Source organism: Streptomyces sp. MA5143a (assembly GCF_900290235.1).
GTDB lineage: Bacteria > Actinomycetota > Actinomycetes > Streptomycetales > Streptomycetaceae > Streptomyces.
The window spans coordinates 1-12,758 of record NZ_OLMK01000126.1; the positions used below are offsets into that span (position 1 = coordinate 1).

Consider the following 12,758-nt stretch of genomic DNA (forward strand, 5'->3'; position numbering starts at 1 on the left):
TTCACCATGGCGCCAAGATTACTGCAAAGTTACAGCCCATCGCAATTTTGCAGTCTGATGCAAGTTTAGCTTAGGCTGCAAACGTCTCGACGGATCGGCGACAGGGAACAGTCATGGCTGGAAAGTTGTACGCACTTGGCCGGTGGGCGGCGCGCCGCCGGCACGTGGGGCCTGGCCTGGGCACGCATGATCACCCGCCGGCCCGTCGCCGCGCTGCTCGTCTGCCTGGCGGCTCTCGGAACCATCGCCCTGCCGGTCGGCCACCTGCGTCTCGGCCTGCCCGGCAGCGAGACCCAACCGGTCACCAGCACCCAGCACCGCGGCTACGACCTGCTCGGCCAGGGACTCGGGCCGGGCTACAACGCCACCGTCACCGTCGCCGCCGACACCGCCCGCGTCCCGGACGCCCAGCGCACCGCCCTCCTCGACAACCTGGCCGACACGCTGCGGGGCGACACCGGCGTCGCCGCCGTCGCCCCGCCGGTGACCAACCAGGCCGCCACGGTCTCCCTCCTCAGCGTCGTCCCCACAACCGGACCGGACGACCAGGCCACCACCGACCTGGTGCACCGGATGCGCGAGAACGCCAAGCAGGCCGTCGCCCAGGCCGGCGGCGTCATGTACGTCACCGGCACCACCGCCACCGCCATCGACGTCTCCGCCAAACTGGCCGACGCGCTGCCGCTGTTCATCGCCATCATCACCATCCTGGCCGTCGTCCTGCTGACCATCTCGTTCCGGTCACTGCTGGTCCCGCTCAAGGCCGTACTCGGCTTCCTGCTGTCCACCGCGGCCAGCCTCGGCTTCGCCGTCTGGGTCTTCCAGGACGGCAACCTCACCGACGCCTTCGGGGTCGCCGCCGCGGCACCGGTGGTGGCCTTCCTCCCCGTCCTGCTCGTCGGAGTGCTCTTCGGCCTCGCCATGGACTACGAGGTCTTCCTGGTCAGCCGCATGCGCGAACACTTCGAGCACACCGGCGACGCACGCGAAGCCGTCGCCCACGGCGTGGCCAGGAGCGGACGCGTGGTCGTCGCCGCCGCACTGATCATGATGGTTGTCTTCGGCGGCTTCATCTTCACCGACGACCCCGTCATCAAGTCGATCGCCTTCTCCCTCGCCTTCGGCGTGCTCTTCGACGCCTTCGTCGTCCGCCTGACCATCGTCCCCGCCGTCATGGCCCTGCTCGGACACCGCGCCTGGTGGCTCCCCCGCTGGCTCGACCGCGTACTGCCCGACGTCGACATCGAAGGCACCAGCCTGCCCGCTCCCACACCGACCGCCAACACCCCGGCGACCACCCCGGTCCGGCAGTACGACCACGTCTGACCCGAGCACCCGCTGACTCTCAGCATGACGGCGCGTCAGCGGGTGCTCGCGGCTGGCGCCTTGCGCGGTCAGCCGCCGCGGGCCTCGAATCCCCTCTTCCTCATCGAGCTGTCCTGAATCAGAAGATCAGGACGTCGCCGTCCGGATTCCCGACGTTGATCTACAGCGAGGCCGGATCACGCTGCCCCTCGCCGAGACCTCCGAATAGCTCGAACTACGCGTGCCGTTCGCTCTCCGGCTGTCCAACTACCGTGCATACCAGCACCGTTGTTGCTTGAGCGTCGAGAAAGCGCATGAACGTCCACGCCTCGTCCGCCGAGTCGATGCGACCGCTGCGCAAGCGTGCCTCTCCTGCCTGTTCGAGGACACCGATCGTTTCGGCGAGGGCCAACGTCGGTTGCCCGCGCCTCCGAGTGAGCCGGAGACGGGTCGCCGGAGATGGTGCGTTGCCGCTCGCGGAGGGCTCCGACGGCGAGGAGAGCGTAGGCGATCACCGACATCAGGCGCCAACGGTGCCAGGAGGTCCAGCAGGCGACCTGGGCCCTGGTCGAGGCCGGTGAGGCCCTTGGCTCCTTGAAAGTCCTCTTCGACCCGCCAGCGGCGACAAACCGCGCTGAGCAGCACCGATACCGGCTGTGGGTCGGGGTGCCAGGTGCGATAGAAGGACAGGGTGCCGGTACGGCGGTGACGACGGATCAGAACCTGACTGTGCCCGGTGTCCTGTCCCGGCGGGGTGTCGTCGGCCTTCATGTCGATCACCGCCCAGTCGTAGAGCCGCGCCCTTGGTCCCGTTCCTGGTCCTCATCCACATCCAGACCCGCTTCGGCACCCCGCTGGAGGAGCGTGAACTTCTCCTTTCCGCCGCCTGGCGTGGTGACACGGTGGCTGGTGGACACGGCGATCGCGTAGCCGTAGCCCAGCGTGCGAATCCGGCGGCGCAGGGCACTGCCGCCGTAGACCTGGTCCGCCGCGACCCAGGCGGTGCGGATGCCCGCGGCGTGCGCGGCGGTGAGCATGTCGCCGGCCAGTTGCGGCTTGGTGGCGAGCACCGTCTCGTCGAGCACTCCAATCCCCTCGCGGCGCTCGTCGTCACCGGCCCAGTCCTCGATTTCAATTAGTGCCCGGTGGCGGTGACCGTGCGGTGCCGGGCCACGCAGCGGCATCCCCCGTACCGGATCATTCCGCAGGTTCTGATACTGAACTTGATTGGGTGATGTCGGTGCCGTTCGCCTGACAGCTGGCCGTCGGCACCGATAGCCGTTGAGTGTGAGGTATGCGCAGGGCGGCGGGCTGACCGACGCCGAGAGGACCACGCGGGAACGGTTACGGCTCCAGGCCGTGGAGCGTTTTGAGAGCGGGCAGAAGAACGCACAGATTGCCGCTGCCCTGTGGATCAGCTTGCGGTCGGTCGAGCGGTGGCGCCGGGCCTGGCGCGAGGGTGGCGAGACGGGAGTCCTGTCGAAGGGGGCGCCGGGAAGACCTCGACTCAGTGAAGCCCAGATCGCCAGGCCGGAGCAGGAGTTGGTGCGTGGTCCACTGGCTCACGGCTGGGCGGACCAACGGTGGACCCTGGCACGGATCAAGACGCTGATCGGCCGGATCTTCCACGTCTCCTACACGGTCGAGGGCACCTGGCGGCTGCTGAAGCGCCACGGCTGGAGCTGGCAGCAGCCCACCAGGCGCGCGATCGAGCGCGATGACGACGCGGTCGAGGTGTGGAAGAAGGAGACCTGGCCGCGGGTAAGACCACCGCGGCGGAGTGCAACGCCTGGATCGTCTTCGAGGACGAGGCCGGGCAGTCGATGACTCCGCCGCGCGCCAGGACCTGGGGCCGGATCGGCCAGACCCCGGTCGTGAGGGTGAGGGGCCGGGGCTCGGGGCGTGTGTCGATGGCGGCGATGGCCTGCTACAAGCCGGGCCGGCGGTCCCGGCTGATCTACGCGATCCGCGAGTACCGGGGCCGCAAGGACGAGCCGAAGGGCTTTGGCTGGCGCGACTTCCGCGACCTGATCGTCCGCGCTCGCATCCAGCTCGGCGGACCGATCGTGCTGGTCTGGGACAACGTCCGCCTGCACCTGACGGTCGGCATGCGCGAGTTCATCGACGCGAACGCCGAGTGGCTCACCGTGTTCCAGCTGCCCACCTATGCCCCGGACCTGAACCCGACCGAGGGTGTCTGGTCGCTGGTCAAGCGTGACATCGGCAACCTTGCTGCGGCCGACCTCGGCCAGATCACCCGCGCCGTGAAGCGCAAACTGAAGATGCTGCAGTACCGGCCGGAGGTCATCGACGGCTGTCTCGCCGGCACCGACCTGGCCCTGGACCTGTGAGCGTGGGGTCGACGGACCCGAAATTGTTCGAAGTCCAAAGCTGCTGGTCAGCTACGGTGGCGGCATGACTGACAGCCTGCCCGAGGACGTAGCCGATGTGCTTGACCTCGTCCTGAATCCGGACGAGCCCGTTCACGTCGCCCTCCGACGGCAGGTGCCTCAACTCAGGGCGCAACCCCGCTGTGAGTGCGGTTGCGGCACTGCCTACTTCGGCCTTGACGCCGACGCGGTGGAGCCCGCGCCAACGGGCCCCGGCACCGTCGTGGCTGCCGACGTGCAGCTGTTCACCGAAACCGGCGAGTGCCCTGGCGAGGTCCTGGTCTTCGCGCAAGGCGGCTACCTCTCATGGCTGGAGGTCTGCTCTTGGAGCGATGACGTCGAGGTGAATCTCGCCGCGGCGCGGCGCTGGCTACAGCCACCGTCCTGAGCCCGGCCGGTAACAGCAGGCGGTCTCGGACCTGACGCCGTCACCACGAGTCGACCGACATCACGAGTTCAAGTTCAGTAGCAGTGGTGAGCGAGTAGGCCACAACGACTGACTCACTGCCCCACGTCGTCATGTAGCCCTCGCCAAGGGCCAGACCCGCTCCGTCACACTCAAGCGACTCCCCTCGCCAGGGCTGAGGCTCAACACCGGCACCGTCAGCTCAAACGCAGGCTCCCCGAAAAGCGCTTCAACGTAGGCCGACCGCACGCCCGGGACGAGCTGCTTGAAGTTCTTGGTCCAGGTCCGCCGCCTGCCCGGACCCTTTTCCACCGCTCGGTCACCGTTCCGATGAGGGTCAGTGCCGCCACCACCCCACCCATGATCTTGCCGACGTCGGCAAGAGTGCTTAGCACGTTCACGGGAGGCATCCTGCACCTCAATGACGTGGCGCATACCCAGATCCCACTAGATCCGTGCAGTCCTCTGCGTGACCACCTGCACGTGTTCTAGGTCGTGCAGGGCGCCCGCGGCCGATCGATGACGACCGGTGGTGACAGATGAGCTGGACAACCTCGGGGTGAAAGTCGCAGGTCAGGGACTGTCGATCACCCCCCAGGCACTACCTCTCGCCGTTCACCCGAGCGGCCCGAGTTCGTCGTGAAGCCGCAGGAAGCCAGGCGTATCGTCAGAAGGGAATCGTCCACTTCCTCAGGGGAGTGAGGTACATGCCACGGCCCAGGTACCCCGGGGCTTCCATCGACATGAAGGCCTACGCGGCCACGGGACTCTGCCCCCATTGCGGCCGAAAGGTTCTGGACTCGCCCCTACCCGGCACGGTGATCGACGCCCTCCGCTACGACCAATTCCTCCCCGATTCACTGGCACCGTTCGGGGCACCGGTCTCGTTGAGCCGGTGGCGGGCTCGAATGACCTGCGAGATCTGTGGAGAACACTGGCCTGTCCGCCAGCCCTTCCTCGGCGATGGGATGGCCCGCCGAAGGCGCGAGAGGCGTACCGGGAGCACCGACGTGTCCGGTTCCAGGATTCTCGGCATCGAGGAGAGTGGGGAACTGGAAGAGCAGGTCATCGAGATCGAGCGACACCCGTTCACCAACAGCAGCCGCACATCACCCGCGACGAGGCAACTTGAGATCTCGAACTCCATCGAGCGGACGGCGCAGATCGAATCGAGCAGCGTCAGCCGACACGGCGGCGGTGCCACTGTCTCGGTGCTGGGTCTCGGTTCTGTCATGGCGCAGCTACAGCAGGAGATCAGTCAGCGGTACGCGCTCACCTCTCGTAGCAGCCTCACCGTCCGCGAATCTGTCAGCGTGGAAGTGGCCCCCCGGACGGCCGTCGAACTCGTCGTCGAGTGGAAGACGGTCTGCGCGCGGGGAGATATCCGTTTGAGCACCGGCCGACGCGGCCAGGACGCCCTGGTCCCCTATCGAGTGCCTGTCAGACTGACCTTCGTCGCCGAGGTCAAAGACCTGCCGTACCGTGAAACCTGATTCCCGTCGGTCTCAGTGGCAGCTATCCAGTTGCAGCGACCTCTGTAGCGATACCAAGCTTTGTTGGTCATCGGGACAAGGACCTGGCGCGTGGACTATGTGTGGACGGGCTCAGTCGGCTGGCATACCAGTGAGTCCTGGCCTGTGACGTTGCCTGAGACTCAAGGGGCCTCCGGAGCCGCCGCCGGTGGCTCCGACAAGCGATCTGATCAGTGCGTCAGACCCTAGCGACCTTGCTGCTAGTGGTTCGCATCGAGGCGCACGCACGGCCACTTAGCTCAGGCCAGGCTCTAGATGTATTGATCACGAGCGTTGTTAACGCTGGCCGAACGTGTCCGTTCCGGCCGTCCTGTCGCGCACGTCGCCGCCGAGATGGGCATTTCCCGCCCCACAGCCCACAAATGGATCCGACGCTGGCGGTCCGAGGGCGAGGCCGGACTCGCCGACCGCTCCAGCAGGCCAGGAACGACCCCGCACCGCACCCCGGCCACTGTCGAGGCGCGGGTGTGTCACCTGCGGCAGACCCGCAAACTCGGTCCCGCACGGCTCGGACCGGTCCTGGGCCTGCCCGCCTCGACCGTGCACCGGATCCTGGTCCGCCACGGCCTGAACCGCCTGGCCCACCTGGACCGGCCCACCGGCCAGGTCATCCGCCGCTACGAACGCGACCGGCCCGGCGAACTCATCCACGTCGACGTCAAGAAACTCGGCCGCATCCCCGACGGCGGCGGCCACAAAGTCCTGGGCCGCCAGGCCGGCCGCGCCCGCCGCAGCAGCATGGGCTTCGACTACATCCACTCCGCCGTCGACGACCACTCCCGCCTGGCCTACAGCGAAGTCCACGCGGACGAGAAGGCCGCCACCTGCGCAGACTTCCTCCGCCGGGCCGCAGCCTTCTTCCAGACCACCGGTATCGACCGCATCGAGCGGGTCCTGACCGACAACGCCTGGCCCTACCGCAAGAGCTTCGCCTGGCAGCAGGCACTCGCCGACCTCGGCGCGACCGGCCAACTCACCCGCCCCTACCGGCCACAGACCAACGGCAAAGTCGAACGCTTCAACCGCACCCTGCTCGACGCATGGGCCTACCAACGGCCCTACACCAGCAACACCGAACGCACCGCAGCCCTGGCAGACTTCCTGCACACCTACAACCACCACCGCTGCCACACCGCACTCGGCGGCCAGCCACCCATCAGCCGCGCCAACAACGCTGCGGGTCAATACATCTAGAGCCGCCCCGTCTGCCAGATCGGGTCGTCCGGTGCGGGGCGTCCGTCGAGGCGCTGGAGAGGTTCTCCCGTGAGCGAGAGATGCCGACGAGCGACGGCTATGAAGTGCCCCTGTGCGGCAACGACTCTCCCTCTGAGCTCCATCCAGTTCTCCTCGGGAGTCAGGCCCCGCCGAATAGCAATGTGAAACCGCCAGATCTGCTCGTCAATGGCGTGCGCGGCTGCTGCAATGTCCCTGCTGGCAACGAGATTGACGCTGCCGAGGGCCTCGCCCCAGGGGCGCCAGTCGACTGTCGTCGGGGCCAGCACGCCTTGAGGGATGTCGTCAGGCCGGTTGCGGTCCATGTCGCTGAGGTCTACCAGCACTGAGGATGATTCCCGCAGTACGCGGACGCACGCTGCCGCCTGCTGTTCCCTGATCCAGTGGCGATCTTGAGCTCTTCTACTGACGATGCTCCCAACGAAAACGCCAATCAGTGTGGTCAGCACGGCCCCGACCGGAGCCGCCAGTAAGGCCAGCAATGACGTCATATCAGTCATTCTGGCGACGATGCGGTGGCTTGAGTAGCGGCTCATCTCAGCTCGCTGCCGTCGGCCAGTGGGCACTGCCGGGCCAGGTCCGCTCCACAGCAAGTCAGCAAGCCCATCGGCCCCTTGGAGAACCCATGCTTCCCAAGTTCAGGGCGCAGTGCCGTCTTCACTGACATCCAAGTCCTCTCGCATGCGTGCCCGAAGCGCAGCAAGGGCATCGTCGTAAGTTCGGCGCCCCTCCCGGTAGACGGGATCGGTGACCAGGACTCCCTCCATCACCCGATCCCGGAGGTCGCGCAGACGGCGGAAAGCATCCTCCGAAGCCTCTAAGACGCGACTGGGCGCACTGATGGTCATCTGGTACCTCAAGCCGATGCATGGCCCGAACGCTTCGCGGGCGATGGTGCGGCGCGTAGAGGGTTCCATGTCCGGGTCCCGAGCCACGTTGCCGCAGGCGTGACGGGCTTCAGACAAGCCGGCCAGATGTTCGCGGAAGCGGCGTCGGCCTGGGCCACCCTGCCTCGCCGGTACGACGAGATGCTCGTGCTCGAGAGGCAGGGCCGATGCCGGTTGTCAGGGGACGCGGCGTTCAGACCTTCTCGGCCTGAACGCCGGGGTGACCGACGGTGAGCAGTCCTACGTCCTCGACGTCGAAGGTCAGATCGTCACCCGGCCGGGATGCTGTAGCGCGGTCGCGCACAGCATGGCGTCGATGGCGTACTTGTGCCCGTGGAGCCCGGCGCTCCGCAGGAGGGCGGCAGCAGAGTGCGCGACTTCCCACACGGTGTGCCCCTGGACGAGGGTGGATCACCCTCGTCCAGGGGCACGGTCCGGCAACGGAGGCTCAGTGCGCGGCGCGGCGGGCCAGCGCCCCGCGCGAGCGGGTCACCAGCGCGGCCAGCAGGGCGGCGCCGAGGGGCACGGCCACCAGGAGGGCGGCGAGTGTCTCCCAGGGGACGACGATCGGCACGTACGGCGGGGCGTCACCGGCGCCGCCCCAGCCGTTGTCGAGAGCCTTTTGGTAGAAGCGCATCTGCTCGCGCTCCTCGGTGAGCCGCAGCCCGACCGCGGGCAGGACACCGGCAGCCGAGCCGAGGACCACACCCATCGCGGCGACCACACCGCACTGGAAGCCGCTGAGCGTGCGGCGCACCCGGGGCGGGGCGCCGACCGCTGCGAGCGTCTTGAGATCGGCCTCCGCGTCGGCCTGGGCGAGACCGGTGGCGATGCCGGCCGCACCGATGGTGACCAGGCCGGCGAAGACGGTCAGCGCGAGCAGGACGAGCCCGTTCTCGTCGACCCAGCCCTGCTCCACGGTCAGCTCGACGTTGCTGCCGAGCTTGGCGATCTCGGCGTCGAGCTTCTGCCGCTCCTCGGTGCTGGGCATCCGGTCGGTGCTGAAGTAGGCGCCGAGGGGGACGGTGATCAGTCCGGCGGCCTTGGCGGCGGCGGGGCTGAGCACGCTCTGCACTCCGTAGGAGTCGGGCGAGCCTGGCACCTGGTAGGCGGGGAAGGACTTCAGCTCGCCCGGGATCGGCTTGTTCTGCTCGCGGGCGCGGTCGGCGGCCTCCGGGTCGGTGATCAGCTTGATGCCGACGGTGCCGTTCCTGTCGACCTGGGGCCTGTGGAAGCTGAGGAGCTTTCCGTCGGCGAGGGCCTTGGCCGCGCCCGGGTCGTCGATGCCGAGGACCTTCAGGAGCGGGGCGTCGGCGACGAGGAGACCGTTGTCGACGTGGATGCCGTGTCCGTCGCGCGATTGGCAGCGCCAGTCCTTGGAGAGCGCGCGCCGCTGCTCGTCGGTGTACTTCTCCGCCGGGTCGGAGCCGTCGGGGGTGCTGACCCACAGCGGGCACTCGTTGGCCGGCGGGGTGACGACCTCGTAGTAGCCACAGCCCTCGCCCTCGCCGTACGGGTCGCAGCCGGGCTTGCCGACGGCGATCCGGGACACGTCGGCGCGGACGTCGACGGGCAGCGTCCGCTGCACGGCGTCGCGGACCGCGGGGACGTCCCGGCCTCCCTCCTCGGTGACGAGCGCGGCGCCGGCCCCGTACGGCAGGTTGGCCCGGTACTCGGCCAGACTCTGGGCGTCGCGGCTCGCGGCGTACGTCGAGACGGCGACGGTGCCCGCGACGGCGGCCAGGACGGCGGCGACAGCGGGTGCCGTGCGGCCCCGGTTGCGGACGGCGTCCCGCAGGGCGAGGCGCGGCGAGAGCGGCAGCCAGCGGCCGGCCCGACCGAACAGGCCGACCAGGGCGGGTGTCATGGCGACCACACCCAGCTCGGCGACGGCCGAGCCGCCCGCGACCAGGGCGGACTGGTCGGAGACGACCGAGCCGTACAGGGCGATGGCCGCGCCGAGCAGGACAGCGCCGAAGCCGATCAGCGGCAGCACCCGGTTGCTGCGGCGCACGCCGCGACGGCCGGTGAGGGAGGCCAGGACGGTCTGCCGGGAGGCGGTGACGGCCGGGATGATCGCGGAGAGCAGGCCGGTGAGGACGGCGAGCGCGGCGATGGCGAGCAGTTCCAGCGGCCTGACGGTGAAGCCGCCGAACCGCTGCCCCATGTAGTCCTCGAGGAACGGCCGGAGGGCGAAGGTCAGGATCAGGGCGAGGACGATGCCGACCAGGGCCGCCGCGACGCCGATGACCAGACCGCCGCTCAGCACGATGGCCCGGATGTGGCTGCGGGCACCGCCGTTGGCGCCGACCAGGCCGAGCTGGCGGCGGGAACGACGGGCACCGACGGCGAAGGCGGGACCGGCGAGCAGGCAGATCTCCAGCATCGCCAGGCCGACGACCGTGCCCACGGCGGCGAGCGCGGCGGCGTCGGCGCCCCCGCTGTTCTCGTAGTTGGCCCAGTCTTCCTTCTGGTAGAGCGGCACGTTGGAGTCGGCGGGCGGGTCGAGGACCACGACGCGCGAGGTGACCAGGACACCCTTGGCGTTGATCGCCTGGACCGTGTTCCACGTGAAACCACCGGCCTTCTTCACCAGGTAGCTGGTGGAGATGTTGGGCTTCGGCAGCCCGGCCTTCTCGACCGCCTTGGCGTACGGCGCGAGGAAGGCCCCCGGCAGGGCGTTGACCTGCTGGGCCGTGAGGTCGCTGGGCAACTCGTACGAGCCGCTGATCACATAAGTGCGGTCGTAGCCGCGGGCGGTGAGGGTGGAGCCGACGGACAGCCCGCTGCTCTCCAGGAACCGGGTGGTCGCGGCGATCTCGTCGTTCTTCTCGGGGAAGCGGCCCTCCCGCAGCCGCATGATGCCCCGGGCGACGGGATCGGCGGCGGCCAGCTCGCGGACCTCGGTCTGGAGCAGACCGTGAGTGGTGGTCAGCTTGGCGGTGCCGCTGCTGTCGGTCAGCACCGTCGAACCGGCCGGGATGGTCTTGGTGACATCTGTCGGGCCGTCGGGCCAGGACTTGCCCGGCGAGTCGTAGTCCCCGGCCGGGGTGTTCCTCTCGCCCTTGGGGTCCTGCAGGATGGCCGCGCCGCCCGTCTGGGCGTCGGAGAAGCGAGCGTCGGCGGCGCCCAGGGTGCGCTCCATCCGCTGCGCGGGGGTGAGTTCGGCGCTGCGCACGGTCAGGTCCAGGGCGCTCACGCCCAGGATCGGCAGCGCGATCATGGCGAGGACGAGGAAGCTGCGGCCCTTGGAGCGCCAGGCGTCACGGCGTGCGATGCGGACCGCGGCCCGCCAGGAGTGGAACCAGGTCGTCACCGCTGGGCCGCCCGGCCGGTCAGGAGCGACTCGGCGTCGCTGCGTACGGTCTGGTCGACGACGGCACCGTCCCGCAGGAAGACGACCCGGTCGGCCCAGGCGGCGAACCGCGGCTCGTGGGTGACCATGACACCGGCGGCTCCGGCGTCGCAGCGGGAGCGCAGCAGGGCCAGCACGGACTCGCCGGTCTCGGAGTCGAGGGCGCCGGTGGGCTCGTCGGCGAGGACGAGCCGGCGGTCGCCGACGAGGGCGCGGGCGATGGCCACGCGCTGCTGCTGGCCGCCGGACATCTCGTCGGGGAACCGGTCGGCGAGATGGCCGAGGTCCATCTCGGCGAGGGCGGCGAGGGCCTCGGTGCGGGCCTTGCGGGCCGATATGCCGTCAAGTTCGCGGGGAAGGGCCACGTTCTCGGCGGCGGTGAGGGCCGGGATGAGGTTGTAGTCCTGGAAGACGTAGCCGATGCTGCGGCGACGCAGGGCGGCGAGCCCCTTGATGCCGAGGGCGGTGACGTCGGTGCCCTCGACGAAGACCTGCCCGGAGGTGGGGGTGTCGAGGCCGCCGGCAATGGTGAGCAGGGTGGACTTGCCGGAGCCCGACGGGCCCATGACGGCGACGAGTTCACCGGGGTGGACATCGAGGTCGATGCCGCGCAGGGCGTGCACCTCGGTGGCGCCGGAGCCGTGGACGCGGGTCAGGTTCTGCAGACGCAGCACGGGCTGCTGATGTGTGGACATGGTTCCCCCTCGGGCGTACGCCGGCGAACGGCCGGACGTCGGTGCGACGGACGGTCGTGGGCGGCGCCGTGCGTACGGTATGGGTCTGGTCGGGTGGTTCGGAGTCTTCAGGTGCTACGGGTGGGTCGGGTGGAGCCGGTGGACTCGGTCGGCCCCGTGGATCCGGTCGTTCGGGTGCTCAGGGCCGGTCGTGAAGGGCGGACATCACGGGCGGTGGCGTGCGGCCCCCTCTGCCCCGGCTCCCGCCCGCGCCCCCATCCCCGCCGCTCCCGCTGCCGACCCCGGCGAGGCCGGCTCCGGCCCCGCCGCCGGGGCGGTCGACGAGAGACGGATCAGCCGGGACTCGCAGTGGTCGAGCCAGCGCGCCTCGGCCTCGGTCTGGAAGATCAGCTGCTCCAGGACGAGGAGCCAGGCGAGGTCGTCCCGCTCCTGGGCCCCGTTCTCCTCCACGGCAGTGAGGGCCTGCGCCTTCAGCCGGGTGTAGTCCTGCATGGCCTTCACGGTGTGCCGGCGCTGGGACTGGATGACGTCACGGATGTCGACCCCGGGCGTCCCGACGGCCATGGCCAGCTTGATGGCCAGCTCGTCGCGGGCCGGGCTGGTGCGGTCGACGGGGTGCTCGAACCAGCTGCGAAGTTCGACGCGACCGGTGTCGGTGATCGCGTAGAGCGGGTGGCCGGCCTCGTCCTCGCCGTCCTGCACGACCATGCCGTCGCGTTCAAGCCGGCTGAGCGTCGTGTAGACCTGACCCACGTTGAGCGGCCAGGTGGAGCCGGTGCGGGACTCGAACTCCGTACGGAGCTGTGAGCCGTAGCGCGGGCCGCGTTCGAGGAGGGCGAGAAGCCCGTGGCGGATGGACATACCGAGTATGTATACCGAGTAAGTCCACGTGGACAAGCGTCCTGAGGCGGACGCCGGAGGTCCGACTCAAGGGGGACCCGGGCCGTCGCGGGCC

General features: G+C 69.2%; 10 protein-coding genes and 1 pseudogene. 5 read left to right on the forward strand and 6 right to left on the reverse strand.

Translation table 11 applies throughout. The features are described 5' to 3' along the window. The first annotated feature begins 186 nt into the window (after positions 1-186). Positions 187-1,326, forward strand: a complete 1,140-nt coding sequence (locus SMA5143A_RS39435; protein WP_258193996.1) for an MMPL family transporter — start codon at positions 187-189, stop codon at positions 1,324-1,326. A gap of 755 nt (positions 1,327-2,081) precedes the next feature. Here the strand turns inward: SMA5143A_RS39435 and SMA5143A_RS39440 are convergent. Next, the gene (locus SMA5143A_RS39440) at positions 2,082-2,489 is read right to left on the reverse strand and encodes a transposase (protein WP_107467608.1); all 408 of its coding nucleotides are present in this window, start codon (positions 2,487-2,489) and stop codon (positions 2,082-2,084) included. Positions 2,490-2,592: 103 nt separating this feature from the next. Between SMA5143A_RS39440 and SMA5143A_RS45035 the strand changes: the two genes are divergently transcribed. From SMA5143A_RS45035 to SMA5143A_RS39465, 4 genes are all read left to right on the forward strand, one after another. Further along, positions 2,593-3,656 (forward strand): IS630 family transposase gene (locus SMA5143A_RS45035; protein ID WP_441349513.1). Its coding sequence is split into 2 segments (ribosomal slippage): positions 2,593-3,049 and positions 3,049-3,656, totalling 1,065 coding nucleotides; the frame shifts between segments, so codons are not numbered across the junction. A 64-nt stretch (positions 3,657-3,720) separates the two neighbouring features. Continuing rightward, positions 3,721-4,083, forward strand: coding sequence for a hypothetical protein (locus SMA5143A_RS39455; protein WP_107467611.1), 363 nt, complete (start codon positions 3,721-3,723; stop codon positions 4,081-4,083). Between the two features lie 1,028 nt (positions 4,084-5,111). Then, positions 5,112-5,594: a hypothetical protein gene (locus SMA5143A_RS42755; RefSeq protein WP_146194027.1), complete on the forward strand. Its 483-nt coding sequence runs from the start codon at positions 5,112-5,114 to the stop codon at positions 5,592-5,594. Between the two features lie 312 nt (positions 5,595-5,906). Beyond that, positions 5,907-6,827 carry an IS481 family transposase gene (locus SMA5143A_RS39465; protein WP_107467613.1) on the forward strand — a complete coding sequence of 307 codons (921 nt, stop codon included), beginning with the start codon at positions 5,907-5,909 and terminating at the stop codon, positions 6,825-6,827. On the opposite strand, the gene SMA5143A_RS39470 is transcribed toward SMA5143A_RS39465, so the two are convergent. The 5 genes and pseudogenes from SMA5143A_RS39470 to SMA5143A_RS39495 all read right to left on the reverse strand — a co-directional run bounded on the left by SMA5143A_RS39470 (position 6,824) and on the right by SMA5143A_RS39495 (position 12,664). Continuing rightward, a complete protein-coding gene (locus SMA5143A_RS39470) occupies positions 6,824-7,366 on the reverse strand; it encodes a hypothetical protein (protein ID WP_146194028.1) in 543 nt (180 codons plus the stop codon). The genes SMA5143A_RS39465 and SMA5143A_RS39470 overlap by 4 nt on opposite strands. Before the next feature lie 580 nt (positions 7,367-7,946). Continuing rightward, a pseudogene (locus tag SMA5143A_RS39480) lies at positions 7,947-8,131 on the reverse strand (DNA-binding protein); the annotation flags it as partial. A gap of 70 nt (positions 8,132-8,201) precedes the next feature. Next, the gene (locus SMA5143A_RS39485; RefSeq protein ID WP_107467616.1) at positions 8,202-11,069 is read right to left on the reverse strand and encodes an ABC transporter permease; all 2,868 of its coding nucleotides are present in this window, start codon (positions 11,067-11,069) and stop codon (positions 8,202-8,204) included. Next, positions 11,066-11,803 carry an ABC transporter ATP-binding protein gene (locus SMA5143A_RS39490; protein WP_107467617.1) on the reverse strand — a complete coding sequence of 246 codons (738 nt, stop codon included), beginning with the start codon at positions 11,801-11,803 and terminating at the stop codon, positions 11,066-11,068. The genes SMA5143A_RS39485 and SMA5143A_RS39490 overlap by 4 nt, the downstream gene beginning before the upstream one ends. Before the next feature lie 204 nt (positions 11,804-12,007). After that, positions 12,008-12,664, reverse strand: coding sequence for a PadR family transcriptional regulator (locus SMA5143A_RS39495; protein WP_107467618.1), 657 nt, complete (start codon positions 12,662-12,664; stop codon positions 12,008-12,010). Between the last annotated feature and the right edge of the window lie 94 nt (positions 12,665-12,758).